The 26,507-nt window shown below is 61.8% G+C and carries 22 protein-coding genes and 2 pseudogenes; 5 read left to right on the top strand and 19 right to left on the bottom strand.

Annotated features, from left to right (window positions below):
* Nucleotides 1-18: 18 nt before the first annotated feature.
* Nucleotides 19-909: a LysR family transcriptional regulator gene (locus tag AB4O23_RS01625; protein WP_065879454.1), complete on the bottom strand. Its 891-nt coding sequence runs from the start codon at nt 907-909 to the stop codon at nt 19-21.
* Nucleotides 910-1,012: 103 nt separating this feature from the next.
* Here AB4O23_RS01625 and AB4O23_RS01630 point away from each other — a divergent pair, with 103 nt between their 5' ends.
* The 4 genes and pseudogenes from AB4O23_RS01630 to AB4O23_RS01645 all read left to right on the top strand — a co-directional run bounded on the left by AB4O23_RS01630 (nt 1,013) and on the right by AB4O23_RS01645 (nt 4,390).
* Nucleotides 1,013-1,348, top strand: a complete 336-nt coding sequence (locus tag AB4O23_RS01630) for a DMT family transporter (RefSeq protein WP_068937577.1) — start codon at nt 1,013-1,015, stop codon at nt 1,346-1,348.
* A 55-nt stretch (nt 1,349-1,403) separates the two neighbouring features.
* Entirely contained in the window at nt 1,404-2,579 is a 1,176-nt protein-coding gene (locus AB4O23_RS01635; protein ID WP_135196333.1) for an NAD(P)/FAD-dependent oxidoreductase, read from the top strand.
* The gene (locus AB4O23_RS01640; protein ID WP_460150374.1) at nt 2,576-3,388 is read left to right on the top strand and encodes an aldo/keto reductase; all 813 of its coding nucleotides are present in this window, start codon (nt 2,576-2,578) and stop codon (nt 3,386-3,388) included. Before AB4O23_RS01635 ends, AB4O23_RS01640 begins: the two co-directional genes overlap by 4 nt.
* A 41-nt stretch (nt 3,389-3,429) precedes the next feature.
* Nucleotides 3,430-4,390 (top strand): annotated as a pseudogene (locus AB4O23_RS01645) (metal ABC transporter ATPase).
* A 48-nt stretch (nt 4,391-4,438) separates the two neighbouring features.
* On the opposite strand, the gene AB4O23_RS01650 reads toward AB4O23_RS01645, so the two are convergent.
* The 3 genes from AB4O23_RS01650 to msbA form a co-directional block, all read right to left on the bottom strand.
* Nucleotides 4,439-5,374, bottom strand: a complete 936-nt coding sequence (locus AB4O23_RS01650; RefSeq protein ID WP_017526457.1) for an NAD-dependent epimerase/dehydratase family protein — start codon at nt 5,372-5,374, stop codon at nt 4,439-4,441.
* Nucleotides 5,367-6,791, bottom strand: coding sequence for a bifunctional D-glycero-beta-D-manno-heptose-7-phosphate kinase/D-glycero-beta-D-manno-heptose 1-phosphate adenylyltransferase HldE (gene hldE / locus AB4O23_RS01655; RefSeq protein ID WP_017526458.1), 1,425 nt, complete (start codon nt 6,789-6,791; stop codon nt 5,367-5,369). The genes AB4O23_RS01650 and hldE overlap by 8 nt, the downstream gene beginning before the upstream one ends.
* A 127-nt stretch (nt 6,792-6,918) precedes the next feature.
* Nucleotides 6,919-8,724: a lipid A export permease/ATP-binding protein MsbA gene (gene msbA / locus AB4O23_RS01660; RefSeq protein WP_017526459.1), complete on the bottom strand. Its 1,806-nt coding sequence runs from the start codon at nt 8,722-8,724 to the stop codon at nt 6,919-6,921.
* A 158-nt stretch (nt 8,725-8,882) separates the two neighbouring features.
* On the opposite strand from msbA, the gene AB4O23_RS01665 reads away from it, so the two are divergent.
* Nucleotides 8,883-10,766, top strand: coding sequence for an O-antigen ligase family protein (locus AB4O23_RS01665; protein WP_460105664.1), 1,884 nt, complete (start codon nt 8,883-8,885; stop codon nt 10,764-10,766).
* Nucleotides 10,767-10,793: 27 nt separating this feature from the next.
* On the opposite strand, the gene AB4O23_RS01670 is transcribed toward AB4O23_RS01665, so the two are convergent.
* The 15 genes and pseudogenes from AB4O23_RS01670 to waaF form a co-directional block, all read right to left on the bottom strand.
* A complete protein-coding gene (locus AB4O23_RS01670; protein ID WP_017526461.1) occupies nt 10,794-11,678 on the bottom strand; it encodes a glycosyltransferase in 885 nt (294 codons plus the stop codon).
* Nucleotides 11,675-12,829, bottom strand: coding sequence for a glycosyltransferase family 4 protein (locus AB4O23_RS01675; RefSeq protein ID WP_017526462.1), 1,155 nt, complete (start codon nt 12,827-12,829; stop codon nt 11,675-11,677). The genes AB4O23_RS01670 and AB4O23_RS01675 overlap by 4 nt, the downstream gene beginning before the upstream one ends.
* Nucleotides 12,826-13,710 (bottom strand): DUF6625 family protein, encoded by an 885-nt coding sequence (locus AB4O23_RS01680; protein ID WP_460070212.1) that lies wholly within the window; start codon nt 13,708-13,710, stop codon nt 12,826-12,828. Before AB4O23_RS01680 ends, AB4O23_RS01675 begins: the two co-directional genes overlap by 4 nt.
* Nucleotides 13,711-13,769: 59 nt before the next feature.
* Nucleotides 13,770-15,185 carry a PIG-L deacetylase family protein gene (locus tag AB4O23_RS01685; RefSeq protein WP_065879460.1) on the bottom strand — a complete coding sequence of 472 codons (1,416 nt, stop codon included), beginning with the start codon at nt 15,183-15,185 and terminating at the stop codon, nt 13,770-13,772.
* On the bottom strand, nt 15,182-16,078 hold the full coding sequence (locus tag AB4O23_RS01690) for an antimicrobial resistance protein Mig-14 (protein ID WP_017526465.1): 897 nt from the start codon (nt 16,076-16,078) through the stop codon (nt 15,182-15,184). The genes AB4O23_RS01685 and AB4O23_RS01690 overlap by 4 nt, the downstream gene beginning before the upstream one ends.
* A complete protein-coding gene (locus AB4O23_RS01695) occupies nt 16,078-17,208 on the bottom strand; it encodes a glycosyltransferase (RefSeq protein WP_116078998.1) in 1,131 nt (376 codons plus the stop codon). Before AB4O23_RS01695 ends, AB4O23_RS01690 begins: the two co-directional genes overlap by 1 nt.
* Nucleotides 17,192-18,949 (bottom strand): carbamoyltransferase family protein, encoded by a 1,758-nt coding sequence (locus tag AB4O23_RS01700; RefSeq protein ID WP_017526467.1) that lies wholly within the window; start codon nt 18,947-18,949, stop codon nt 17,192-17,194. Before AB4O23_RS01700 ends, AB4O23_RS01695 begins: the two co-directional genes overlap by 17 nt.
* 134 nt (nt 18,950-19,083) lie before the next feature.
* Entirely contained in the window at nt 19,084-19,419 is a 336-nt protein-coding gene (locus tag AB4O23_RS01705; RefSeq protein ID WP_065879462.1) for a YceK/YidQ family lipoprotein, read from the bottom strand.
* A 105-nt stretch (nt 19,420-19,524) separates the two neighbouring features.
* On the bottom strand, nt 19,525-20,979 hold the full coding sequence (locus AB4O23_RS01710; RefSeq protein ID WP_065879463.1) for a lipopolysaccharide kinase InaA family protein: 1,455 nt from the start codon (nt 20,977-20,979) through the stop codon (nt 19,525-19,527).
* Nucleotides 20,979-21,732, bottom strand: a pseudogene (locus AB4O23_RS01715) (lipopolysaccharide kinase InaA family protein). The gene AB4O23_RS01710 and the pseudogene AB4O23_RS01715 overlap by 1 nt, the downstream one beginning before the upstream one ends.
* Nucleotides 21,729-22,463 (bottom strand): lipopolysaccharide kinase InaA family protein, encoded by a 735-nt coding sequence (locus tag AB4O23_RS01720; protein ID WP_017526471.1) that lies wholly within the window; start codon nt 22,461-22,463, stop codon nt 21,729-21,731. Before AB4O23_RS01720 ends, AB4O23_RS01715 begins: the two are co-directional and overlap by 4 nt.
* Nucleotides 22,463-23,269, bottom strand: a complete 807-nt coding sequence (rfaP, locus tag AB4O23_RS01725; protein ID WP_137220162.1) for a lipopolysaccharide core heptose(I) kinase RfaP — start codon at nt 23,267-23,269, stop codon at nt 22,463-22,465. The genes AB4O23_RS01720 and rfaP overlap by 1 nt, the downstream gene beginning before the upstream one ends.
* Nucleotides 23,266-24,390: a glycosyltransferase family 4 protein gene (locus tag AB4O23_RS01730; protein ID WP_017526473.1), complete on the bottom strand. Its 1,125-nt coding sequence runs from the start codon at nt 24,388-24,390 to the stop codon at nt 23,266-23,268. Before AB4O23_RS01730 ends, rfaP begins: the two co-directional genes overlap by 4 nt.
* A complete protein-coding gene (waaC, locus tag AB4O23_RS01735) occupies nt 24,390-25,451 on the bottom strand; it encodes a lipopolysaccharide heptosyltransferase I (RefSeq protein WP_017526474.1) in 1,062 nt (353 codons plus the stop codon). The genes AB4O23_RS01730 and waaC overlap by 1 nt, the downstream gene beginning before the upstream one ends.
* A 1-nt stretch (nt 25,452) precedes the next feature.
* Entirely contained in the window at nt 25,453-26,487 is a 1,035-nt protein-coding gene (gene waaF, locus AB4O23_RS01740; RefSeq protein WP_460061917.1) for a lipopolysaccharide heptosyltransferase II, read from the bottom strand.
* Nucleotides 26,488-26,507 lie beyond the last annotated feature (20 nt).

Genomic DNA, 26,507 nt, shown 5'->3' on the forward strand with positions numbered 1-26,507 from the left:
CGGAGTTTATCGGCTTTTTTAGTCAATGGCCCGCAGGCACTCGGCAAAACGTTGGGCGAGAAAGCGCGCGGCGGGGCCCAGGGGCTCGTCGCGGCGCCACACCAACTCAACAACCAGCGCGGGCGGGGTCCATTCGCTGTCGAGTTCGACCATATGAGTTTGATAGGCGGGGTATTGCACCACGTGCCTGGGCAACCAGGCCCAGCCCAGGCCACGGATCAACCATTCGGCCAGCACGTAGAAGCTGTCGGCGCGCCATACCTGCGGGCTGGCGGCTTCGCTGCCGGGGTACACGCTGGTCTGGGTCGACATCAGCAACTGCCGAAACTGCGCCAGACGCTGACAATCCACGCTGCTCTGCGCAGCCAAGGGGTGGTTGCGCCCGCAGACAGTGACCATCTCGACACTGCCCACCACCCGCCGCTCCAGCGCTTCAGGGATCTGGTCGTGATAGAACAGCATGCCCAGGTCAGCCTTGCGCTCCACCAGCTTGCGTGCGACATCGCCTTGTGCGGCGCTGGAAAGCTGCACCTCCAGGTTCGGAAATTTCCCGGCCAGGGCATCCAGGCTGTCCAGAACCGGCTGGTACAACATCGCCTCGTCCTGGGCCAGGCGCAGGCAGGCCTCTTCGCCGCGCATCAACGACAGCGCACGGCCATTGAGCCGCTCGCATTGGCGCAAGACCTCCCTGGCTTCTTCAAGCAATACCGCGCCGGCTTCGGTCAGACGGGGCTGACGGCCGCTGCTGCGTTCAAACAGGCTCACGCCCAAGTCGGCCTCCAGCAACGCAATCCCATTGCTCACCGCCGATTGAGCCTTGCGCTGCCCGCGCGCGACCGCCGAAAACGAACGTTGCTCGGCGACACTCACAAACAAGCGCATCTGCTCCAGATTCCACTGCACGCTCATGGCACAACCCATCTCTCAATCGGATAGGTAATGACTTTACCGCATCTGAGCAACCCCTAGAATAGCGGCCATATCAAAGCGCCCAACACTGAGGACCAACGCCATGAACATCGCTTACTACTACCTGGCCATTGCCATTTGCTCGGAAGTGATCGCCACTGTGTCGATGAAAGCCATCAAAGGTTTGAGCACGCCTATCCCGCTGTTGCTGGTGATCGTCGGCTACGGTGTGGCCTTCTGGATGCTGACCCTGGTCGTGCGCACCGTGCCGGTGGGCGTGGCCTACGCCGTGTGGGCCGGCATGGGTATCGTGATGGTCAGCATTGCGGCGTTGTTTATTTACGGGCAAAAGCTCGACCTGCCGGCAATGCTGGGCATGGGCCTGATTGTGCTGGGCGTGGTGGTCATCCAACTGTTCTCGAAAACCGCCGGGCACTGACCGTCACTCAACAGCCTGTATACTGCGCCTCTTGTCTTGAACACTGAGGTCGCCCATGCCATCCGTTATTTCCACCGACGTTCTGATTGTCGGCGCTGGGGTTGCCGGCCTTTGGCTGAACGCGCGCCTGCGCCGCCAGGGCTTTTCCACGGTGGTGGTTGAAAGCGCCACCTTGGGTGGCGGACAAAGCGTGAAGTCCCAGGGGATTATTCACGGCGGCGCGAAATACGCCCTGCACGGCGCCCTCACCGGCGCCTCCGAAGCCATTGCCGATATGCCGCGCCGCTGGCGCGAAGCCCTGGCCGGCACCGGCGAGCTGGACCTGTCCGGCGTGCGCGTGCTCTCCCAGGCTCATTACCTGTGGTCGCCTGGCACGCTCGCCGGCAACCTCACCAGCTTCTTCGCGAGCAAGGCCGTGCGCGGCCGAGTCGACCAGGTCAAGGGCGACGACTTGCCGCCGGCGCTGCAAGACCGCCGTTTCAAGGGCAAGGTGTATCGCCTGTCGGAGTTGGTGGTGGATGTGCCCAGCGTGATCAACCGCCTGGCGCAATTGGCCGGTGACGGTCTGCTCGCCGGGCAACACATCGAACCGCTGCGCGACGGCGAGACCCTGGTGGGCTTGAGGGTCGATGGCCGTGAGATCCGCGCCCAACGCATCGTGCTGAGCGCCGGCGGCGGTACCGCTGATTTACTCGCCGCCCTTGGCCTGAGCCAGCCGGCCATGCAAACCCGCCCATTGCACATGATCATCGCCAAAGGGCCGGGCCTGAAGCCGCTGTACGCGCATTGCCTGGGGGGCGGCACCAAGCCGCGCCTCACCGTCACCACTCACCCCGCGGCCGATGGCAACTGGGTGTGGTACATCGGCGGCGATATTGCCGAAGCCGACGGTGTGGCCCGTACCCCCGAAGAACAAATCGTCACCGCGCAAAAAGAACTGGCGCAACTGCTGCCGTGGATCGACATGAGCCACACCCAGTGGGCCACCCTGCGCGTCGAACGGGCCGAACCGCTGCAGTCGGGCCTGAGCCGCCCCGACAACGCCTTCGTGGCCGAAAACGACCGCCTGCTGGTCGGCTGGCCGACCAAACTGGCCCTGGCGCCGGACTTCGCCGACCGGGTGATCAACAGCCTCGAACGTGACGGCATCCGCCCAAGCGCATCGGCGCCGCTGCCCGACCTGCCAAAACCCAGCGTCGGCGTACCGGCCTGGGAGCATCTGTTGCCATGAGCCTGCCCACCCTGCACGACCTGCATCGCCCCCTGGGCAGCACCGACCTGCTGGTATCGCCACTCGGCCTGGGCACCGTCAAGCTGGGCCGCGACCAAGGGGTGAAGTACCCCAACGGTTTCCAGATCCCGGATGACGACGAAGCGCGGATGTTGCTGCGCCAGGCACACCAACTGGGCATCAACCTGATCGACACCGCGCCCGCCTATGGGCGCAGCGAAGAACGCCTCGGGCCGCTGTTGCGTGGCCAGCGCAAAGACTGGGTAATCGTCAGCAAGGTCGGCGAAGAGTTCGACAACGGCGTGTCCCGCCACGATTTCAGCGCAGCCCATACGCGCCTGTCGATCGAGCGCAGCTTGAAACGCCTGGAAACGGATTTTATCGACCTGGTGCTCGTGCATTCCGACGGCAACGACCTGCACATCCTCAACGACTGCGAGGTTTACCAGACCCTGGCGCAGTTGAAACAAGAGGGCAAGATTCGTGGTTTCGGCTTCTCCGGCAAAACCGTCGAAGGCGGCGTTAAGGCTCTGGAACAGGGCGACTGCGCGATGGTCACCTACAATTTGAACGAACAGGCCGAGGAAGCCGTCATTGACTATGCGGCGGCCCACGGCAAGGGAATCCTGGTCAAAAAGGCGCTGGCCAGCGGCCATGTCTGCCTGGAACCTGGAATGGATCCAATACACGCCAGTTTCATGCTGTTGTTTGCGCACACGGGCGTTGCCAGTGCTATTGTCGGGACCATCAACCCGCTGCACCTGGCCCATAACGTGGCAACCGCCGCCAAGGTCATTCGTCAACTCTGATGCCGCCGACGCGGCCGACCCCGTCGCACAAAGGAGCCGACATGCCGCGAACGCTCATTAGAAAAAACCCGAGCAACTTTAAAACACTGCCGCTGCACGTCGAAGCCACCCCCGAAGGCCTGAGCTACCAAAGCGTGGGCATGCCGCTCAATTTCGCCCAGACCCTGCAACGGCGCAAGCCGGTCGACGTGCCAGACGCCGAGCGCTTCGCCGTCGAACTGGCGAACCTCGGCGTGTCGGTGCGACTGACCCTGCATTGGCAAAATCGCGATTATTGGGTGCTGGTGCGCCAACGCCGCCAAGACCGTGGCGATGTGGTGCTCAAGCTGATCTCCGGCTACGTCCCGGCCCATGAACTGAACCTGCCGCTGCACACGGCCATCCAGGAAATTGCCGAGGAGTGCCTGCTGGAAACACCTGAAGGCTGGCTCGGCGGGCGCTTCAATGACACGTGGCTACCCGCGCCCTACTCCGCCGCGCTGCATTACCGCGAAGCGCTGCCCTTTCGCTTGAGCCCGCTGTCTGGCGCCGCCCGCCCGGTGCGTTGCGCAACCACCCAACTGATTGAACGTCCTCGGGCCTATGTGCATTTGCCCACGGCGTCGCTGCAACTGATTTACGACCTGCGCCTGGAAGTGCCGAAGGAAGCCAAGTCCCTGAGCCTGTTCCATGTGGATGAGCGCTTGGAGGGCGACCAATTGGTCGCACGCCTTGATCGCAAGCGGCCGGATTTGTACCTGATGCCGCTCAAAGATGGCCAGCCGCTTCCGGAGCTTTATACCGTCAAGAAAGACCAGTTGTACCCGGCCAGTACACGGGGTTTGTACCTGGCAGAAAGTTTCGCCCGGCAAGAGGGATGGCTGGTGCGTGAAGAACGCATTCGCTGGAAGGATTGGCTGAGGCAGCAGAAGCCTGGCGGAGCCGGAGAAAGAATCGAAGTTGAAGGGATTGGCGCGGCGCGTGCTGCGTAAGATCGTGCCGAAGAAAAAGGCCAAAGGCTAAATACTCACATGTGGCAGGGGTTGCCCCCCTGCCACATTGAGATCGCGGTTAGCCGTTAAGCAGGCGCTGCAGCCCCACCTTTAACGGTGTTGGCTGCGGCAATGTGAAGTTGGCCAGCAACCGCTGGTTATTCGCCCGCGAATGCCGAATGTCCCCCGAACGCGCAGGCCCGTAGGTCACGGCAGGCAGCGAGCCCACCGCTTCTTCCAATGCCTGCAGCACTTGCTTGAGCGTGGTGGTGCGGTTCCAGCCTACGTTGATCGCGCCCAACGGCGCGTCCGGCGCTTCGATGGCCTGCACCAGTACGTCCACCAGGTCTTCCACGTACATGAAGTCACGGGTCTGCTCGCCATCGCCAAACACGGCAATCGGCAAGCCCTGCTGGGCACGTTCGCTGAAGATACTAATCACGCCGGAGTACGGCGAGGACGGGTCCTGGCGCGGCCCGAAGATATTGAAGAAGCGGAAAATCACCGGCTCCAGACCATGCTGGCGACGGTAGAAATCGAAGTAGTGCTCGCCGGCCAGCTTGTCCACGGCATAGGGCGTCAACGGTGCCTTGGTGGTCTCTTCATTGATTGAAGCACCTTCGCCGTTATTGCCGTACACCGCAGCGCTGGAGGCATACACCACGCGCTTGACGCCCGCTTTGCGCATGGCTTCGCAGACGTTCAAGGTGCCGACGAAATTGCTTTGGTGCGTGCTGACCGGGTCATCCACCGAAGCCTGTACCGACGCCACCGCCGCCAGGTGCACCACCGCCATCGCGCCGACAGCGGCGCGCGCCATCAGCTCGGCATCGGCCACATCACCTTCGATCAGCTCGACACGGGGGTTGTCCAACGCCAGATTGCCGCGCTTGCCCGTGGACAGGTTGTCCAGCACACGCACGGCGTAGCCCTTGGCAAGCAGCGCATCGACCAGGTGCGAGCCAATAAAGCCCGCGCCGCCGGTAATCAGAACCCGTGGATCAGCCTTAGTCATTGCTGCGGATCTTCTCGACAATCGCCGTGGTCGAGCTGTTCTCAACCAGGCCCAGCACTTTGACCGTACCACCGTAGGCGCTGACGATATCGGCGCCGACCACCTGGTCGACGGAGTAGTCGCCGCCCTTGACCAGCACGTCGGGCTTGACCTGGGCCAGCAGGTTTTCCGGGGTCGCTTCAGGGAAGCTGATCACCCAGTCCACCGCGCCCAGCCCGGCCAGCACGGCCATGCGTCGGTCGACACTGTTGATCGGACGGCCCGGACCTTTCAAGCGGCTGACCGAAGCGTCGTCGTTGACCGCGACGATCAGGCGATCGCCTTGGGCGCGCGCCTGCTCAAGGTAGGTCACGTGGCCTGCGTGCAGGATGTCGAAGCAGCCATTGGTGAACACAATGCTTTCGTTATGCGCACGCGCATCGTCAATCGCCAGCAGCAATTGCTCGATGGTCAACACACCGCGCTCCGAACCCTCGGAACGCTGGATAGCGCGGCGCAGCTCAGGCGCGCTGATGGCAGCAGTACCCAGTTTGCCGACCACGATGCCCGCCGCCAGGTTGGCCAGGGCCACGGCGTGGGGCAGTTCTTCGCCGGCCGCGATGGACGCGGCCAGGGTGGAAATCACCGTGTCACCGGCACCGGTGACGTCGAACACTTCACGCGCCCGCGCCGGCAGGTGCATGGCCGGGTGGCCGGGGCGCAGCAGGGTCATGCCGTGCTCGCCACGGGTCACCAGCAAGGCCCCCAGGTCGAGATCGGCCATCAGCGCGGCGCCTTTGCTCACCAGTTCGTGCTCATCGGCGCAACCGCCGACGATGGCTTCGAACTCGCTGAGGTTTGGCGTGATCAGGCTGGCGCCTCGATAAATCGAGAAGTCCTTGCCCTTGGGATCGGCCAATACCGGGATGCCCTTGGCCTTGGCGGCCTGGATCAACGCCTGGTGGTTCTTCAACGCGCCTTTGCCGTAGTCGGACAGCACCAGCACCTTGATGCCTTCGAGCAGTTCGTCGACCTGGCCGCTGAGGGCCAATGCGTCGGTGGCGAAGGGTTCTTCGAAATCGATACGCAGCAATTGCTGGTGACGGCTCATGACCCGCAGCTTGACGATGGTCGGCTGATGGGCGATGCGCTGGAACAGCGCACGCACGCCAGCACCGCGCAGGCTGTTGGCCAGGCTGTCGGCGGCTTCGTCGTCGCCGGTCACTCCCACCAGGGAGGCCGGGGCGCCGAGGGCGGCAATATTGAGGGCAACGTTGGCAGCGCCACCTGGACGGTCTTCGATTTGCTCGACCTTGACTACCGGTACCGGTGCCTCAGGGGAAATCCGTGAGGTACCACCATGCCAGTAACGGTCGAGCATGACATCGCCGACCACCAAGACAGGGGCTTGATCGAATCGCGGCATGGACAACTTCATGGAGCAACCCACATACAAAATGAACAGGGGCGCGATATTAGCACAGGGTTACAGAAGGCTTGTGGGGGGTGTGAAGAAGATGTTGCAGGAGCCACAGGTGAGGCGGATTGCCCGCCTCACCTCAGGTTCAGGTGATATCCGCCGACACTGGCGCATCCAGGCCCATGGCGTGCAGGCGAGCGTAATAGCCATTTTGTGCCAGCAGCTCGCGATGGGTGCCACGCTCGACAATCCGCCCATCGTCCATCACCAGGATCAGGTCGGCTTTCTCGATGGTGGACAAGCGATGCGCAATCACCAGCGTGGTGCGGCCCTGCATGACCTTGTCCAGCGCCACCTGGATGTGCCGCTCGGACTCGGTGTCCAGCGCCGAGGTGGCCTCATCGAGAATCAGCAGCGGCGCATTCTTGAGCAAGGCCCGGGCGATCGCCAGACGCTGGCGCTGGCCGCCGGACAGGAGCACGCCGTTTTCGCCCACCTGCGTGTCGAAGCCTTTGGGCAACTGGTCGATGAAGTCCTTGGCATTGGCATCCGCCGCCGCCGCTTCAACGTCCTCGCGCGGTGCGCCCGCCAAATCGCCATAGGCGATGTTGTTGGTCACGGTGTCGCTGAACAGGGTCACATGCTGGGTCACCTGGGCAATGTGCTTGCGCAGGTTGAGCAGCTTGTAGTCCTCGATCTCGACGCCATCGAGCAGGATCTCGCCGCTTTCATGATGGTAGAAACGCGGGATGAGGCTGGCCAGGGTCGACTTGCCGCTGCCGGAACGTCCGACCAGGGCGATCATCTGTCCGGGCTCGGCGGTAAAGCTGATGTCCTTGAGCACATGGCGTTCGGTGCCAGGATAGGTGAAGTTCAGGTGACGCACTTCCAGGCGGCCGCTGACTTTATCGCGCTCGATGGTGCCGCGATCGACCTCCATCTCCTCGTCCAACTGCTCAAAAATGCTCTCGGCCCCTGCCACGCCCTTCTGGATAGTCGAGCTGACTTCCGACAATTGGCGAATCGGCTTGGGCAACAAGCCGGCCAGCGTGATGTAGGCCACCATGTCACCGGCGGAGGCATCGCCACGCAGGTAAAGCACCAGGAACATCAACACGGCCATTGCGGTGTAGATCACCAGTTGCAGCGCCGGCGTGTAGATGGCGCCGGTGCGGGTCATGCGCAGCTGCTTGTCGGTATTGCTTTGGCTGGCCTTGAGGAAGCGCTTCTCCTCATAGACCTCACCGCCAAAACTGCGCACCACGCGGTAGCCCTGAATGGTTTCCGACGCAACGTGCGTGACATCACCCATCGCCGCCTGGATCTTCTTGCTCTGCTTGCGGAATTTTTTGCTGGCGGTGCTGACCATGACCGCGATCAACGGCAGGATGGCGATCATCACCAGCGTCAATCGCCAGTTCATGTAGAGCAACGAGGCAAACAGGAAGATCACCGTCATGCCTTCACGGATCACCACCTTGATCGCATCAGTGGCCGCCCCCGTGACCATAGTCACGTTGAAGGTGATACGCGAAATCAGGTGCCCGGAGTTGTGGTTGTCAAAGTAGCGGTTGGGCAAGGTCAACAAATTATTGAACAACTGCACACGCAGGTCGTGGACCAGGCCCAGGGAAACCTTGGCCAGCAGGTAGTTGCCCAGGAACGAACCCAGGCCCTGCCAGGCCGCGATCAGAATGATCAGCAGCGGTACCGCCTGCAGCAACTGAAGGTCCCGCAGGTACGGCACGTTCGGGAACAGCACGGCTTGCGGATTGGAAAGGCCATCCACGAAATATTTGAGGATGTAACCCAGCATGGGCTGGGTCGACGCGAAAATCAGAAATCCAACGATACTCAGCGCGAACAAGCCGGCATAGGGCTTAACGTAACTGAGCAGGCGGAAGTATATTTTCAAGCTCGAAGGGCTTGCGCTCGGACTGGAGTCGGTCATATCACGCGGCGTTTTTGAAAAGGATGCTGACTTTAGCACAGCTTCTCTGTTGTACTTGCACCCGGCTTGACCCCACAGCCTGGTTGGATGCGACCGGCGACATTATATAGCCACCACCTTAAGATGGTCGGCTTTCTCTTTCTGGAATGGCTTCATTTATGCAGTCCAAGCGTTTTCTCTACGGTTCCAACCGTGTTTTCGATTTTCTGGTCCTATGGGTTTTGCCGGTCGGACTGCTGTTGTTACTGAGTTCATTGTTCTTTCTGGCCAATCGCAATGGCCTGCACCGGCTCTATTACCTCCTGTTCAGTGCCCCTGCACTTGTGCTGCTTTGCCTGCGCCCCAGCGAACTCAAACAGCTGGTGCGCGAGCCACTGATCATCGCGTTCCTGCTGTTTGCGGGCTGGGCCCTGATCAGCCTGTTCTGGAGCCCGGAACCCGAGGTGGACTCAGGCTTATTCAAAACGCCATTGCACACGTTCATGCTGTTCGCCGGGTGCGGCTTGCTGCTGCACTATCGCAGCGAATTGCTGGCGCCGATTTTTTTCAGCGCCGCCGTGATCGCCCTGGTAGTCAGTGCGTGCAACCTGGTGGCCTTTGCTCCCCACTTTGCTGAAGGCTTGCGCATGGTGGGTGGGCTGGGCGCGCTGGACAACCCGCTGCTGAGCTCCCACGTATTCGGGTTCTTCTGCGTCTATTGGCTATATATCTGCATGACCACCCAGCGCCTGCAGGTGTTCATGTTCAGCCTGCCTGCCCTGGTGATCATGACCGCCGCCGTACTGGCGACGGGCTCAAGAACGCCACTGGTGGCCCTGGTGCTGGCGATACTGTGGATGAGCTTCACCACCCGCAACCGTCGCTCGGCCCTGCTGATTGTCGGCATGGTACTGCTGGGCGCCGCGATCTTGCTGTTTTACCCCGAGCTGATCACCAACCGCGGAAGTTCATTGCGCTTCGAGTTGTGGGGCATGACCCTGCAACGTATCGCCGAGCACCCATGGATCGGGCACAGCTACAACGCCGAACTCTTTCTGACACCTTCCGACGGCTATGAACTTCGCGAACCCCACAGTTTCAGCCTGGGCGTGCTCTATTACGTTGGCATCATCGGCTTTATCCCATGGGTCTTCATGCTCGGCCGTGACCTGTACGTAGGTCTGCAGCAACGCGCACAACCGTTGTTCATCCTGGCCTCTTCGCTGTTGGCCTATGGGATTGGCGGCGGCCTGACCGAAGGCGGCGGGATTCTTTCGCGCCCCAAGGAACACTGGTTCCTGTTATGGATACCGCTGGCCCTGATTGCCGGCTTGAGCATCGCCCAACGCCGTCGCAGCCTGCTACGCGTGCCCGTGCAAACGCTTGCTCCACAGGCTCGCGAACAATTGTGTGCCAACGCCCACGTCGTTGAAGCCGACGGTCTGGGCCCGAAAGTCCTGCGACTGGAAGACGGCAGCTTCCTGAAGCTGTTCCGTGCCCGCCGCTGGTACACCTCCGGCAGGTTCAACCCGCTGTCGGAACGCTTCGCCCGCAACAGCCAACAGCTGCGCGAGCACGGCATTGCCTCACCTTCGGTGCTCAACCTGTACACCCTGCGCGATGGCAGCACTGCGGTTCGCTATCAACCGTTGCCCGGTCAGACACTGCGCCAGGTGCTGCAAGGCCTCGACACCAGCCTGCAGGAATCGCTGGTAGAGCGTTTTGGCCGGTTCGTCGCTCAACTGCACGAACGCGGCGTGTACTTCCGCTCCCTGCATCTGGGCAACGTACTGTTGATGGATGACGGTGAGTTCGGCTTGATCGACCTGGCGGACATGCGCATCTATCCGTCGGCGCTGCGCAACGCCTTGCGCCAGCGCAACTTGAAGCATATGCAGCGCTATCCCCAGGACCGCGGCTGGCTGTTCGAAACTCACTTTGAACAACTGGCCACGGGCTACGCGTGCGTTGCATCCCCACAAGCCACGCTGAGCATCCGCGAGCAGGCCCAGTCGTTCACGCTACGCACGCCGCAGGCTACGGGGCCGGCGGCAACACGCTAACGTTGACCCGGCGTAGCGGCGCCGGGTTCAGTCTTTTTCCAGCGGCGAAAAATACAGACGGGCCAGGCCACGCCAGGTCTTCTTGTTCCAGGCACGGAAAGGAATCTGTGCCAGCAGCTCACGAGCCAACGCCCGATTACGGTTGGAGGTCTTGAGGAACATGGAACTGAGGAACTTGTAACGCACCTCGTCGTACTGCGGATGATCACTGAACAACGCGTAGGAACGCAGGATGTTGTCGACCATGAATCGATGATTCTTGTACGAGTTGGTAGCGTGTTTACGGTACCGGGCCATGAGCACGTTCAAACCGTCGATAAAGTACCCGGCACGGGTAATTTTCAACTCGATCAACAAGTCTTCCAGACGAATCTCAGGGTCAAACCCACCGACCTTTTCCAGCGCCTCGCGCCGGATCATCAGCGTGGGCGCCGGCGGGTAAGGTTTACGCTCCAGGAACATATCGTCGAAGTCCAGGCGCCGGAACGGCACATCACGACGCTGGCGTTTTTCCGGGAAAAGCTCGCCATTGGAATCGATCAGCTCGATGTTGCCCGCGCAGATTCCCACCTCAGGCTTGCCATCCATATACGCAACCTGTATCGCGATACGCTCGGGCAACATGATGTCGTCCGAACCGAACGGCACGATCAGCGTCCCCTTGGCCCGCGCAATAGCACCGTTGAGCGTATTGGTCAGCCCCTGATTCTGCTGGACGCGAAAATCGAACGTGTAGCGCTCCTGCAGGCGGCGGATGCGTTCGACGCTGTCGTCTGTCGAGCCATCATCAATCACCAATAGTTCGATGTTGGGATACGTCTGGTTCAAGGCACTGAGGATGCTGTCCTCAATGTAGGGCCCATGGTTGTAAGACGCGATGATCACTGTGACCAAGGCCTGACTCTGATTCATATGTCGTTCCTGCGTGCTTGAGCCAATCCTGAGTCGATCAATGCCAGGTACTCCTGGCGGAACACCTCGATATCGTGTTGCGCCTGCAGGTACCGGTAGGCCTGCTCGCCTTTCTGCGCGAGCGCTTCATCGGACAGCGCCAGGTAAGTGTCGAGTGCCTGGGTCAATTCAGGCACGTTGGCCGGCTCCACCGCCAGGCCGCCCGCCCCTTCAATCAGTGGAAGCATGGCCGGTACGCTCGAGGCGATCACCGGCAGGCGCCCACTCATGCCCTCCAGCAGCGCGAGCCCCAGGCCCTCCGCCAGCGAAGGCATTGCCCAGATATCAAAGGCGCGCACGTATTGCAGCGCATTCTCCTTGAACCCCAGCAAATGCACGCGACCATCCAGGCCAAGGCTCTGGATTTGCGCGGCCAGGCTGGACGCCTCGCGCCCGGCGCCAATGATGGCGAGTTGCGCGGTCGGGTACTTGTCTTTCAGGGCGGCGAACGCCTGCAACAAATAGGTATGGCCCTTGACGGGCACCAGGCGCCCCAAGGCACCGATCAAGCGTACCGCCGGGTCAATGCCCAACAACTCGCGCGCGGCTTCACGCGAATGCTGCAAGGCTTCGGCCTGCTCGATATCGATCGCATTGGTAATGGCGTAGGTGTTGCGGTCGGTAAACCCGCACTGGCAATCCAGCAGGTACTGCTTGACCGCCGGCGATACACCCACGAAACGCCAGTGTTCATCGATCAGGCGCTGCGCCTGTTTGCGCCGGTAGAGACGGTCATACTCACCAAAACCATGGGAAATGCCGATGCACAACGGGATCTTCAGCCACCGATTGAGCTGCAACATCATGTTGACGGGCTTGAAGCGGTTGCACACCACCACGTCAAACTTTTCCTTGCGACAAAACTGATAAAGCCGCCACATGGCGCGCAATCTCATGCCCTTGAGAGCCTTATCGGGAAACTCGAAGTAGACGGAGGTCGCAGCGCGGCTTGTCGGCTCGCCAGGCCCCGGTCGGCCCCGCAGGAACGCTGCGGTGACTTCGTAGCGGTCAGCGGGCAGCGCTTTGACGATCTGTTCGGCCAGGTCGGCAAAATCATGGGATTTAACATTGTAGTCCGGCTGCAATTGCAGGACTTTGAAACGCCGGCTCATAACTCTCCTCGATGGAAACCTTCGGCATCAACGACCCAGGACATCTCGGCGACCAGCGCCTCGACGTGCTCGGCGCTTGGCGGCGGCAGCGACGACCACTGATTACGCTTCCAACAGACGAAATGAAAATACGGAAATTCCCGGTCGCCATCCCGGTCATTGGTCAAGCGACCCTTCTTCCAAAACCATTGGTGCGGGAAGCGGTCAGTGCCGTCATGCCACTTGATCACACCACCGGGCGTACTGTACGCCTCGGTGAAATCACTGCGACGGCGCCAGGGGTTGAACTTACCCACCAGCTCGAACAACGGCTTCGGAAAGTTCTTACGCCACAGAAAGATCCTACTGAAGGCCCCTTCATCCAGCGCATGATGCTCCTGATCAGTGAAGCGCGCTTCCCAATCCTTCATCTGCATAAACACTTCGCGCTTTCTGGCGGTGTTACGCATCAGGCACAAATGGCCGGCGACCCGTCGCTCATGTGTCGAGAACAGGTCAAAACCAGCCAGGCGCTCGGCGGTGAAATACCGGCGCAGGTTGCCATAGATCAAATCCAGGTCACCAAACGCCCAGAAGTCATAACCCGTGAGGCGATCAGCATGGATATGCCCCAGCGCAGGCTTGATGTCACACAACTTGTAAGCCTGCTGAGGCGCAAACTTGATATTCAACCGCTGTGAAACCAACGCGCAATAATCGGCAAACGTAATGCTTTCAATCCTGACGTTGTCAGGCACGTTATTCGGAACCGGGCAATCGCTGAACAGCAGCCAGTCAATATCGGCGTTATGCCGGCAGCTTTCGAGAAAAAAGGGCATCCAGAACGGCCAACGGCCAAAGTAAGGGATGAGGAACAGAATGCGAGGGCACTGTTTGATCACAAGGAGACTCACTGTCATTTTTTAATGGAGCGCTCTGCGCCCCAGGTACGTGGCATACGTTACTTGTGCTTGATGACCCAAAAAAGTTCATGGCGCCGAATGGCCTTGCGGAAAAATTCGTTCTCGCCCCAGGGCGAGACCGCCCGTGCAGCCAATACGCGTTGAATCAGCCGCCGCACCCGCCGCTTGAACGGCATCCTTGGTTGCAGGTCATGCATCATGCCAAGCGACATCGCCTTGTCACACTGGCGCTGCGCGGATAACGACAGGCAATAAGGTCGCAAAGTGTACGTTGGATCAAAGCAGGGTGGCAAAGCGACACTGGCCCCTGAATCCCCCATCGGCCAGCGGTCATTGTCATGCAGGTGGTTGGCGTAGCCGAGCAATGTGTCCGGCTGCCATGCCAGCCCCTGCAAGGCCTCCAGCACGGCTTGCTGGGCGCAGATATGATCGGGGTGCGGATCGAGCACCGGATGAGGCAGCACGATGACCTCAGGCCGCGCCTTCAGCAGCAGCGCCCGCAGGTCCGCCACCAGGTTGTTCCAGGTCGGTAAGCCATCGGCGTCCGCAGGCAACGGGAACGGATTGAACTGGCGAAATAGGCGGATATCACTCAAATCGGCTTCTCGGGAAGCCACTGCGCGGTCAGGCTCAGCCTTCATCGCCGCCAGTTGCAGGCAGAAATACCCCAACTGCACGCAATTTTCCTGTGCCACCCCGGCCCAGCGCGGCACGGCAATACTGTCCCAGGCTCGCAAACGCCCTTTGAGCCGTGCGGCGTCAGGCTTGCTCAGGCCCATTTGCTGGTAGTGCCCGGCTTCGATCTCGCCGGCCGTCAACGTCACAATCCACGGCTGCGTGGCCTGGCTGTACAGGCCAAAAGCCGCAAGCTCGGCATCATCGGCATGGGGCGCAATGACCATGATGCGTTGCCGGCACACATCGGGCTGACGGAATACAGACAGCACCGGCGCGCCCAACACGCGACAGAAGCGACCGCGCAACACAAGCCGCCCCTCGATCAAGGCTTGCGTCTGGCCGGTGAGGTTCAGGTAGCGCAGCCCATCGACGCCGCGCTCGAAGACCTGACGATCGCCCCCGGGCAATTCAATACAGGGGTCGATAAAGCGGCCCAACCAACCACTCTTGAGGCGCAGCGCCAGGACCAGCGTCTCATCGCCCGACAGCTCCAGCGCCTGGCCCAGCACCAGCCGGCCATTTTCCAAGCTGACTGGCGGCTGCTCATCCGGCGACTCGAACTGATACTGATAGTCGTCGCTGGGCGAGTAAAACAGGTGGTCGGCAAACCAGGCTTCATGGGCCACCCACCCCACGACCGCCAACAGCAGCGGCAGCCACCAGGCCACCATCACACCGATGCAGACCAACAGCAGCAAGCCGACCAACAGGCTTATGCGTTTATTACGACGATGGCGCTTGAGCAGCGCCTGTTTACGGCTCGCGGACTCACTCATACGCTGAATACCGGCACGGGGTTGCACCAACGGTCCTTGTATTCGCGGTCGGCACGCCCAAAGGAAAAACGCAGCGGCTTGCCGAGTTCGCGCGCCTGTTCCCAGGCGCTTTGGGTGTTGAGGAAGCTCAACACGCTACCCGGGCTGAACGCGCGAGTTTGCGGGTCAACACCGCCGTTGACGTATTCCACGCTGATCCACTCGGGCGACTCGACCCGGTACACCAACTGGACGGCGATGGGCGCCTCGTTGAGGAAGATCACCGAGCCGATCAGCCATTCACGCAGCAGCTCGATCACCTCGGCCATGCGCTCGGCGCCCGTGGCGACAAAGCCCCAGCGACGCAGGAACAAATCGCAGTAGATCGCCGCCAGCTCCCGACTGGAAAACTCACTCACCGGTCGCACCACTCCCCCGGCCTCCTCCAGCAGGCGCAGTTCGCGGCGCTGGTTGTAGCGAAACTTCTTCGACAGCTCTTCCGGGGTTCGCGCCATGGCCAACTGCTCGGCCTGCAACTTGAGACCGCTGAAACGGCCTTCGTTCAAGGTCGACAGGTAACGTGCGCGATGACGCAACGGCGCCTGGGCGTTAGCGGCGGCCGGCAGGATCAACTCGGCATTGCCCAGGTCAAACAGGCCTTTCTTGCCCTTTTGCTTGAGCACATCTTTGGACAACGCCAGGTCGCGCCCCCAGGTGGCGATACACGCCTGCAACTCACCGCCCTGTTCCCAGGCCAGGTAGCGCACCGGGATATCGGCCAACCCGGCCAGGCGTTCGATCACCTGCGGATGGGTGGCGACGCTGCCGCCAAAGCGTTGCCAGGCGTCGCTGTAGGCAGGTGCGTCGACGACGGACCAGCCGCGCTCGCGCCAACCTTGGAATCGATTGAGCATCAAGCCCCCGCAGTCAGTTCAATAACATGCGGCAGTTGCCAGAAGGTATCGCGTACCGCCTGATCCGAGAAATGCGTGCGCAGACGCTCCAGCATCATCTCGGCGCACTGCCGTCGCTGGTGGTGATCCATTGCCGCCAGGTGCCGCAGCCCCTGGGCGAGGTGTTCGGCGTCGCCGAAGGGAAACAGGATACCCACGCCTTCGACCACTTCCCGCGCACCGCCACACGCCGTGGCCAGCAACGGCACGCCGGCCGCCATGGCTTCGAGCAACACCATGCCGAACGGTTCGTGATCGGAACTCAGGGCAAACACATCGAACGCGCGAAAATAGCGGCGCGCATCCGGCACCTGGCCGAGGAACAGCACGTTGTCGGCAATACCCAGTTCGCGGGCCTGGCTTTTCAGGTCTTGCTCCAGCCGCCCGGTACCGAGGATCGCCAGGCGGCTTTGCGCCGGTAAGTGCGGCAGCGCAAGGGCAAAGCCCTTGAGCAGCGTGGCCTGGTCCTTGTCCGGGTGCAGGCGGCCGACATTGCCGACTACCCATTCGTCCGGCGACACGCCCAAGGCGTCGCGCGCCTCGTCCACAGGCACCTGAATGGCCTGCAACGCGTCGACATCAATGCGGTTATACAAGGTCTGGATACGCGCCGCAGGCCAGGCCGGCAGACAGCGGCGCATGTCGTCACGCACCGCGTCGGAAACCCCGAGCAGGCTCAGGCGCTTGCGGAAAAACCCGGCAAACAGCTTGCGGCTGCCACGCAGGTAATCCCCAAAGGCGTGATGCACACCGATCACCGGCAGCCGCGTACCGAGCAAGGCGATGTAGATCGGCTTGAAGCGATGCGCAATACAAAAACTGAAGTTGCGCGACGCAGCGATTTTGCGCAGCTCACGGATGGCGCCCAGCTTCAAACCACGAATGGCCTTGGAGCTGAACTCCATGAACAACACCTCATCGGACGCGCAACCGGCGGCCACTTGCGGGTCGGCGACCCCGGTGAGAAACACCGTGGTCACCTTGTAGCCTGTGCCTGCGAACAAACTGGCGTATTGCCGTGCGCAGTCCAGGAACGGCCCATCGTAACCGTGGCAAAACTGCAGGACGTGGCGGTCAGCCGAGCGCGTCATAAGGATCCACGCCGTCTTTGACGACCAGGATGTCTTCCATGATCAGGTATTGCAGGTCAGAGCCGAAGAACATGTCCAGCGCGTCTTTCGGCGAGCAGATCATCGCTTCGCCACGACGGTTGAGCGAGGTGTTCAGCGACACGCCGTTGCCGGTCAGTACTTCGAGCTCTTTCATCATGTCGTAGTAACGCGGGTTGTATTCGCGCTTGAGCACCTGGGCGCGGGAGGTGCCATCTTCATGGACCACTTCCGGCACACGGGCCTTCCATTCTTCGGCGACTTCAAAGGTGAAGGTCATGAACGGCGCCGGGTGATCGACCTTGATCATCTGCGGGGCGACGGTGTCGAGCATCGACGGGCAGAAAGGCCTCCAGCGCTCGCGGAACTTGATCTGGTGGTTGATGCGATCCGCTACGCCGGTCGCGCTCGGGCAACCGATGATCGAGCGACCGCCCAACGCGCGCGGGCCAAACTCCATGCGGCCCTGGAACCAGGCCACCGGGTTGCCGTCGACCATGATCTTGGCGATGCGCTGGGGCATATTTTCGATCTTGCGCCAGTTCGGCTTGCTCTCGTGCCTGGCGCACGCGGCGATCACCTCCTCGTTGCTGTAGGACGGGCCGAGATAGACGTGTTCCATCTTCTCCACCGGCACACCACGGGCGTGGGACACGTAGGCGGCCGCACCGACAGCGGTGCCGGCATCGCCGGACGCCGGCTGCACGAACAGTTCCTTGACGTCGTCGCGGGCGATGATCTTCTGGTTCAGCTTGACGTTCAGCGCGCAGCCGCCGGCGAAGGCCAGCTTGCCGGTGTCCTTGAGGATGTCGCCCAAGTAGTGGTCGATCATCTGCAAGGCCAGCTTCTCGAACAGCGCTTGCATGCTCGCGGCGTAGTGGATGTAAGGCTCGTCGGCGATGTCGCCTTCGCGTTTCGGGCCCAGCCACTCGATCAGTTTTGGCGAAAAGTAGAAACCCTTGCCCTTCTCTTTATAGCGGCGCAGGCCGATGACGTTGGCGTAGTCGGTGTTGATCACCAATTCGCCGTTTTCAAAGGAGGCCAGGCGCGAGAAATCGTATTTGCTGGCATCGCCGTACGGCGCCATGCCCATGACCTTGAACTCGCCGTCGAGCATCTCGAAACCGAGAAACTCGGTGATCGCGCCATACAGGCCACCGAGGGAATCAGGGTCGTAGAATTCCTTGATCTTGTGGATCTTGCCGTTCTCGCCGTAGCCGAAGAACGTGGTTGCGTACTCACCTTTACCGTCGATACCGAGGATCGCGGTTTTTTCCTGGAAACCCGAGCAGTGGTAGGCGCTGGAAGCGTGGGCCAGGTGGTGTTCAACCGGTTCGATCTTGATTTTCTTCGGATCGAAACCCAGTTGCTCCAGGCACCAGACGATCTTGTTGCGGTAGCGCTTGTAGCGACGGTTGCCCATCAGGATCGCGTCGAGCGCACGGTCAGGGGCGTACCAGTAACGCTTGGCGTAGTGCCAGCGCGCCTCGCCGAACAGGCTGATCGGGGCGAACGGAATGGCCACCACGTCAACGTCGCAAGGTTTGATGCCGGCCTGCTCCAGGCAGAACTTCGCCGACTCGTAGGGCATGCGGTTCTTTGCATGTTTGTCGCGCACGAAGCGCTCTTCTTCGGCGGCCGCGATCAGCTTGCCGTCGATATACAGGGCTGCGGAAGGATCATGGCTAAGGGCGCCGGACAGGCCAAGAATCGTCAATGCCACAGGGGTCTAGCCTCTTTTTGGTCAGCATGCAGGCGGGTTGCGCCTGAAAAAAGTGTGCATCCCGCCTGGGCGAGAAACAGCTAAAGGGCGGGATTATAGCGTAAAAGCGTTGAAAAGCAGTTAGCGACAAAGGGCTAGCGAAGCTCAATGCTGCCGTCGGCACTTTGCCGGTAGATCGTATAGGGCAGGATGAGCGTGTCCATGACACCCGAGAGGGGCACATCGATGAAAGCCCAGGGAACGCTATTCAATGTGAACCCCGCTCGCGAATTCGGCGGCCCATGCAATACACACAGGTTGTAGGCCACACCGCTGTAGATACGTGGGACAGACTCGCAATAGGTTTTTTTCGCCTTGAGCGCCTGGACGGTGACGGCGTCTTCGCGCAATGCCGTGGTCACCGTACCGCAGCCACTCACAACCAAGGATGCCCACCCCAATACCCATAACCCGACAATTTTAGTGCGCATGACCCGCTCTTCTTTATAATCAAAAGGGAGCGGAAATCTAGCACCACGAAACCCGTTGTTCAGAGCCTGGATGCGCCAATTGGCGTGGGAAACGTCCTGTTCCGCTTAACGACCAGGGGCGTCGACCTCCCTGGGTAACCGCTGATCGATCAACTGATACAACGCACTCTCCCGCGGCCAGTTCCGCATGAACCGCGCGCGGTCCCGGGCAAACGCCGGCGCGAAGCTGGCGGCCGAGTGGTGCTGGCACATGGCATCGAGGTCGATCAGCGCCCAGCGGCCTTCATGCCAGAACAGGTTATGGCCCTTGAAGTCGCCATGGCTGATGCGCTCGCGGATCAGTTCGGCAAACAGGTGATCCAGCGCCAGCAATTCGTTTTCCGGCGCGTCGCCGTGTTCGACGTAGGGCGCGAAGCGCTCGATGATGTCCGGCCCCGGCAGGTATTCGGTGATCAGGTAAGCACGGCTGCGCAGCCAGAAAAAACGCTTTTCCAGCACGGCCAACGGCGTTGGCGTAGCGATGCCGAGGAACGCCAGGCGGTTGCCTTCGCGCCATGAATGCCAGGCGCGGCTCGGGCGCCAGAAGCGCTTGAGCCAATGAGCGAAGCCCTTGATGTTGTAGCGCTTGATCACCAGCGCGCGACCGTCCACTTCGACCTTGGCCACGCTGGCGGCGCCGCCGGTCTTGTACATGTGGCCGTTGTCGAGCAGCGCATCGGCCTGCTCCAGTACCGGCAGCATCGCAGGCTCTTCTTCACGCCGAATCGCGCGCAAGCCAAATGCGCCGCGAGCCACGCTGAACAGCGTGCATTCGCGGCCGACCTTGTTCAAAAAGTCCTTCAAGCGCCAGGCGCTGACCTTGCGCACCTGTTTCTCCAGCGCTTGCAGCGGCAAAGCATGTTCGCCATTGCCGAGCAGGTAGTACACCAGCAACTCTTCGGTAAACGGCTCGAGGTTTTTGGGCAGCTGGGCGAAAAACACGCCGAGGTTTTCCAGCACTCGGTGACGCGACAGCGGCTTGCCCGCCTCTTCGACACGGATACCGGCACCGTCGATCAAGTACAGCTTGTCGCGCTGACGCAGCAGGTTGTCCAGGTGCAGATCTTCCTGCCACAAGCCTTGCGTGTGCATGTGCGCAATCGCACCTAACGCCTGGGCAAGCACGGCGGTTTGCTCGTCAGCCAATGGCGGCAGGCTTTCGACAGCGTGCCAGGCGTCGGCCAAGCTTTCGGCGCCTTCGATAAACTCGAACAGCAGCCAGCCCCCTTCGCCCTCCTGCAACCCATCGGCCAACAGCAAAGGCGTGGTCAGGCCTTGCTCGGCCAACAGGCGCACGCCGCTGAGTTCACGCTGAAAGTGCCGCGCAGCCTTGCTGCCCACCAACAACTTGGCCAGCACCGGGCGCCCGCGCCACACCGCTGCGCCCACATAACGCTCGCCAGGCATTACGCGCACCAGGCTCAGCAGTTGCAGTTGGCCGGGGCCTGCGGCATCCGCCAGGTCGAGGGTCAGGGGCAGGCTCGGTGTGCGGCCGGCGTTTTTCAGCTCGGACAGGCGCATCAGCGGTTCTCCTTGTGGCTACGCCGCGTCGTCAGGCGTTGCAGCCAGGTGGCGACCAGCGCGCTGTCTTGCGGCTGGTCGGCATAGGCCGCCAGCAGTTGGCGCACCTGCGCATCCGACCACTGCGGCGCGCGGCGCAACAACGGCTCCAGGTCCTTGACCCGGTCACGCCAGCCGAACAACAGCGGGCGGGTTTTCTCCAGGTCGATCAACTGCGCGGCGTAACCGTCACCGGTGGCCTGCAGGAAAATATGCTTGGGATAGAAACAGCCGTGCACCTGACCGACGCCGTGCAACTGACGCGCAAGCTTGCCGCGAGGCCAGCAGAATGGCGCGGTGCTGGGCCTCGCTCAGCGACGGCCATTGCTCGAGCAGCGAATCAAGGTCATTCCAGCCATCCAGGGCCCGGGTCAATAACATCGCGCGGTACTCACCCGCCACTTTTCGCTCGCCATAGAACGCCGCCTGCAACGCCGGGATACCCAGCGTGCGGTAACGGCTGATATTGCGAAACTCACGAGAGAAACTCGGCTCACCCAACGGCTTGCGAAGGCTGCGAGTGAGGTAATTGCTTTGGCGCTTGAGGTAATAAGCGTGGCCGTCGAGTTCCAGCCGAAATACGCTGCTCCAGCCGCCGCCACTGGTATTGGGCTCGTCAACCGCGTCCAACTGCTTGGCCCACAACGCGTCGAACGTCGCCAGGCCATTGCGCTCCAGCAAGGCACGGTCTTCAGCCGCCAGGAAATCACTCATTCGCGCCCCTCGAAAAACTTCACTACGTGGCGAATACGCCGCTTGTCAGACTCGGTCAGTCGCCGACACCCACGGTACTGCATGTAGAAACGCAAGCGCTGGGTAGCCGACAGGTGATATTTGGCCACCTTGTCCAGGCACGCCAGGTCTTTGGTAATGCGGTACTTAAGCCAGAAACCACGCCAGAAATCGCCGTTGGGGCAATCGATCAGGTACAGGGTCTGCTGGTCGTCGACCAACAGGTTGCGCCACTTCAAGTCGTTATGAGTGAAGCGGTGATCGTGCATCGTGCGCGTATATTCGGCGAGCTGGCGGCTGATCACGCTCACCCACTTGGGGTCGCGCAGGCGCGTATCTTTGCGATCGGCCAGGGCGGAGAGGTCTTCTGTTTTCGGCAATTCACGGGTGATCATCGCGCCGCGATCGTAGGCCAGGCCGTTGCGCTCCAAGCCCCAGGCCACCACGTCGGCGGTGGGAATGCCCCACTTGGCGAAGCGTTTGAGGTTCTGCCATTCGGACTTGACCCGCGGCTTGCCCAGGTAGCGACGCAAGCCCTTGCCGGCGCCGACGTAGCGCTTGACGTAGTAATTGACTCCGTCACGCTGCACCCGGATCACTTCCGACAACGGGTCGCGTGTTAGCCGCTCGCCCTGCAGCGCGAACACCGCTTCGAGGCTTCCAAAGTCGTCCGCCAGGGCGGCATAGGCAGGTTCCAGGTTCCAACCCGCCATCAGAGCGCATCCCCGTATCGCTGCTTACGCGCGTAGAGCTTGTCGGCCTTGCCCTGCAGCCACTGCAGCAACGCGGCCTCTTCGGCGAGGATCTGGCGCAGCGGCTGCTGGAAGTAACCCTTGAGGAAGCGCAGTTTGTCGCGGCGCGTCAGGCCGATGTCCAGCGCCGAGAAGTACAGCGCGGCCAGGTCCTTGTCACGCCAGCGATGGCTGATCTTGTCGCGGGTCTGGGCGCGGTGCAGGTCGATCACCGAGAGCCTGAAGTGATCGGCGGTCACCGGCGTGTCGGTGTGCAGCAGGAAGTGGCAGATGTAACAGTCACGGTGGTTGACCCCACCGCGATGCATCATGCCGGTCATGCGCGCCACTTCGGCGATCAGCGCGCGCTTGAGACGCGGCTCGGGCGGCTGCTTGAGCCAATCGATGCTGAAGTCTTCCAGGCTGACGGTGGGCGCCAGCTCCTCGGTGATGATGAACGAGTGCTGGTCGGCCGGGTTGCTGCCGCGCTCGCCGTAGGCCACGGCGGTCATGGTCGGCACGCCCAGTTGCTGCAAGCGCTGGATCGCCAGCCATTCCTGGCCCGCGCCCAGCACCGGAAGCTTGGCGGTGACCAGGTTCTTGACGATCTCGCCCCAGCCGATGCCGCGGTGGATCTTCACGAAATAGCCACGGCCATCGACCACCGTGCGCAGGGTGCGACGCGCTTCAAGCTCACGGTAGACCTCGCCTTCCAGCGCCTCGACGGCGACGAACGCATCACGCCCGGCCCAGAGGGTCTTGAACGGTTCGGCAAGCATCAACTTCATCGTTTTGGCTCCGCCAGGATCACATCCGCCGCGTGCTGCGGCATGCTGTAGAGGTCGGCCGTCTCGGCGAAGGCCAACCCGTTGCGGCCCCAGGCCGCGCGCTGTGCAGAATCACTCAACATGCGCGTCAGGTAGCCGTTGAGCTGGGTTTGTTCGAAGGGCTCATCCAGCACCAGGCCGCTGTCGGCCTCACTGATGTAGTGGGCATAACCACACACCGCCGAGACCAGCACCGGCAACCCGGCCACCAGGGCTTCGAGCAAGACGGTGCCGGTGTTTTCGTTGTACGCCGGGTGGATCAACAGGTCGGCGCCCAGCAGGAAACGCGGGATATCGCTGCGCCCCTTGAGGAACTGCACGTTATCGCCCAAGCCCAACGTGGCGCTCTGCAATTGGAATACTTTGGGGTCGTCCTGGCCAATTACAAACAGGCGCGTACGTTTCTTCAATTGCGCCGGCAACGCAGCCACGGCTTTGAGGCTGCGGTCGACCCCCTTGGTCTTGAAGCCCGAGCCGATCTGCACCAGCAGCAGGTCGTCATCCGCCAGGTTGAATTCCTTACGGAAACCTTCGCGAATGTGCGCCGCATCCGGCGGCGCGCGACGGTCCTGGGCGATACCCGGCGGCAGCAGGTGGAAGCGTTCCAGCGGGGTGTCGTAATGCTTGATGAACAGCGGCTGCTGCACCTCGGAAATCATCAGGACTTCGGTCTTGGCGTCTTTGGCGAACACCGCGCGTTCGTAGTCGGCAAAGTGTTTGTAGCGGCCAAAATAGCGGTACAGCGAATGGCGCAGGTTTTGCGCCTTGTCTTCAAAGCAGCCATCGGCGGCGTAGTACACGTCGAGGCCGGGCATTTTGTTGAAGCCGATCAGTCGATCCACCGGGCGCTTGGCCAGGTCGGCCGCCATCCAGGCGCTGAGTTTCTCGTTGCGCCGATGGTTGAAGAACGCCTTGACCGGCGCCACCAGCACTTCGAAGCCGGGTGGAATGTCGCCTTCCCAGATCAGCGTATACACACGAATCTGATGGCCGCGCTGCTGGCACTCCAGGGCGATGCGCATGAAGTCCCGCTGCAGGCCGCCGAACGGGAAATACTTGTACAGAACAAACGCCAGTTGCATCAGTGCAGCTCCTCAGCCAATAACAACGTGCTCAGTCGGCTGGCCACACGCTCAGGGTTCAAGCGCGTAAAGCACAGGGGCGACTCGCGCTTGATGTCGAACCGACGCAGGTCGTCGGCCGTCGGTTGATAGGTACATAGCTTTTGCAGGCAGGGCGCGCACGGCCAGTCGCTGGCCAAGTGAATCTGGCCCTTGCCATAGGCGCCGGTGAGGCCGGGGTTGGTGGGGCCGAACAAAGAAATGGTCGGCACATCCAGTGCGGCGGCCAAATGGCCGAGGCCAGTGTCCACCGCCACACAGGCGCGGGCGCCGGCCAGCACGCGGGCCACCCCGGCCAGGTTCAACTTGGGCAGTACTTCGGCGTTGCCCAGGCCTTGGGCCAGGCGTTCGGCGCGGGCCTTTTCGGCGGCGTTGCCCCATGGCAGCTTCACGTCCACGCCCAGGCGCCCCATGCGTTCGGCAAGCTCACGCCAGTAGGCTTCGGGCCAGTGCTTGGTGTCCCAGGTGGTGCCGTGCAACAGCAGCACAAACGGCTTTTTCGGCGGCAGGCCGAGCAGTTTGTCGACGCTCAAGCCGTAGTCGCCCAAGCCTTTGGGCAAGTCATAACCCAGCGCTACGGCGAACAACTGGCGCAAACGCTCCACCGCATGCTGCCCACGGGCCACCGCCAGGCGTCGCGAGTAGAAGCGCGCGGCGAGCGGTTCACGGGCGGAGCTTTTGTCGAAACCGGCCACCGGCGCACGCACATAACGGGTCAGCCAGGCGCTCTTGAGCAGGCCTTGGGCGTCGATCACCAGGTCGTATTTGGTCGACTGGACTTGCTGCTTGAAGCGCCGCCATTCACCGCTCTTGATGGTTTGCCAGAGGTTCTTGCGCCAGCGGCGAATCGCCACCTTGATAACCTTGTCTACCGCCGGGTGCCAGGTGGGGATCTCGGCAAAGCCCTCTTCCACCACCCAATCGAATTGAATGCCGGGGATCGCCCGCGCCGCGTCGGTGAGTGCCGGCAACGCATGGATCACGTCGCCCAGGGATGAGGTCTTGATTACCAGTACCCGCAACTCAATTAACCTCGACCACTGTGCCCTGCAACCGCTGCAAGGCATCGTTTACCGGCTGCGGCAGCAACTGGCGCATGCAGTTGTAGTGGCCGAAACGGCAGGTCCGATCAAAACACGGGCTGCAATCCAGGCCCAGGCGCACCACTTCGACCTTGTCGGCCAACGGCGGGGTGAACCCTGGCGAGGTGGAGCCGTACACCGCCACCAACGGGCGATTCAGCGCCGCGGCCACGTGCATCAGGCCGGAGTCGTTGGACACCACCGAATCCGCGCAGGACAGCAGGTCAATCGCCTCGGCCAGCGACGTGTCGCCACTGAGGTTCACCGCCTCCTCGCGCAGGCCCGGTATCAAGCGCTGGCGGATATCTTCACCCACCGGATGATCTTTTTTCGAGCCGAACAACCACACCTGCCAGCCTTCACGAATCTTCGTCTCGGCGACTTTGGCGTAGTGCTCCGCCGGCCAGCGCTTGGACTCGCCAAACTCAGCGCCCGGGCACAGCGCCAATACCGGGCGATCCAGGCTCAGGCCGAACTTGGCCAGCGCCGCGTCGCGGGTGACCGGGTCGATCCGCAGGCGCGGGCGCGGGTACGGCTTGGGCAACTCGGCACACGGCGCATAGGCCAGGGCCATGAAGCGCTCGATCATCAGCGGGTAGCGCGCTTTATCGAGCGTGCGCACGTCGTTGAGCAGCACGTAGCGGAACTCGCCGCGCCAACCGGTGCGCTTGGGGATGCCGGCAAAATACGGCACCAGCGCCGATTTCAGCGAGTTGGGCAGCAGGATGGCCTGGTCATACCGGCCGGCCAGGGATTTGCCGATGCGACGGCGCGTGGCCAGTTCCAGGGCGCCGTGGCCGAGCGGAAAGCTCAAGGCCTCGCGCACTTGCGGCATGCGCTCAAGGATCGGCCGGCTCCACTCGGGGGCGAGCACGTCGATCTGGCAGCCTGGATGGCGCTGGCGCAGGCACTCGAACAGTGTCTGTGCCATCACCATGTCACCGACCCAACTGGGCCCAACGATCAGAATATTCATGTAGTTTCCACAAACGATGC

This window comes from Pseudomonas sp. H2_A10 (genome assembly GCF_054680085.1).

Bases quoted from the DNA above. Each gene is read 5' to 3' on its own strand.
- AB4O23_RS01625 (WP_065879454.1), bottom strand. From the start codon at position 909: ATGAGCGTGCAGTGGAATCTGGAGCAGATGCGCTTGTTTGTGAGTGTC.
- AB4O23_RS01630 (WP_068937577.1), top strand. From the start codon at position 1,013: ATGAACATCGCTTACTACTACCTGGCCATTGCCATTTGCTCGGAAGTG.
- AB4O23_RS01635 (WP_135196333.1), top strand. From the start codon at position 1,404: ATGCCATCCGTTATTTCCACCGACGTTCTGATTGTCGGCGCTGGGGTT.
- AB4O23_RS01640 (WP_460150374.1), top strand. From the start codon at position 2,576: ATGAGCCTGCCCACCCTGCACGACCTGCATCGCCCCCTGGGCAGCACC.
- AB4O23_RS01650 (WP_017526457.1), bottom strand. From the start codon at position 5,374: ATGACTAAGGCTGATCCACGGGTTCTGATTACCGGCGGCGCGGGCTTT.
- hldE (WP_017526458.1), bottom strand. From the start codon at position 6,791: ATGAAGTTGTCCATGCCGCGATTCGATCAAGCCCCTGTCTTGGTGGTC.
- msbA (WP_017526459.1), bottom strand. From the start codon at position 8,724: ATGACCGACTCCAGTCCGAGCGCAAGCCCTTCGAGCTTGAAAATATAC.
- AB4O23_RS01665 (WP_460105664.1), top strand. From the start codon at position 8,883: ATGCAGTCCAAGCGTTTTCTCTACGGTTCCAACCGTGTTTTCGATTTT.
- AB4O23_RS01670 (WP_017526461.1), bottom strand. From the start codon at position 11,678: ATGAATCAGAGTCAGGCCTTGGTCACAGTGATCATCGCGTCTTACAAC.
- AB4O23_RS01675 (WP_017526462.1), bottom strand. From the start codon at position 12,829: ATGAGCCGGCGTTTCAAAGTCCTGCAATTGCAGCCGGACTACAATGTT.
- AB4O23_RS01685 (WP_065879460.1), bottom strand. From the start codon at position 15,185: ATGAGTGAGTCCGCGAGCCGTAAACAGGCGCTGCTCAAGCGCCATCGT.
- AB4O23_RS01690 (WP_017526465.1), bottom strand. From the start codon at position 16,078: ATGCTCAATCGATTCCAAGGTTGGCGCGAGCGCGGCTGGTCCGTCGTC.
- AB4O23_RS01695 (WP_116078998.1), bottom strand. From the start codon at position 17,208: ATGACGCGCTCGGCTGACCGCCACGTCCTGCAGTTTTGCCACGGTTAC.
- AB4O23_RS01705 (WP_065879462.1), bottom strand. From the start codon at position 19,419: ATGCGCACTAAAATTGTCGGGTTATGGGTATTGGGGTGGGCATCCTTG.
- AB4O23_RS01710 (WP_065879463.1), bottom strand. From the start codon at position 20,979: ATGCGCCTGTCCGAGCTGAAAAACGCCGGCCGCACACCGAGCCTGCCC.
- AB4O23_RS01720 (WP_017526471.1), bottom strand. From the start codon at position 22,463: ATGGCGGGTTGGAACCTGGAACCTGCCTATGCCGCCCTGGCGGACGAC.
- rfaP (WP_137220162.1), bottom strand. From the start codon at position 23,269: ATGAAGTTGATGCTTGCCGAACCGTTCAAGACCCTCTGGGCCGGGCGT.
- AB4O23_RS01730 (WP_017526473.1), bottom strand. From the start codon at position 24,390: ATGCAACTGGCGTTTGTTCTGTACAAGTATTTCCCGTTCGGCGGCCTG.
- waaF (WP_460061917.1), bottom strand. From the start codon at position 26,487: ATGAATATTCTGATCGTTGGGCCCAGTTGGGTCGGTGACATGGTGATG.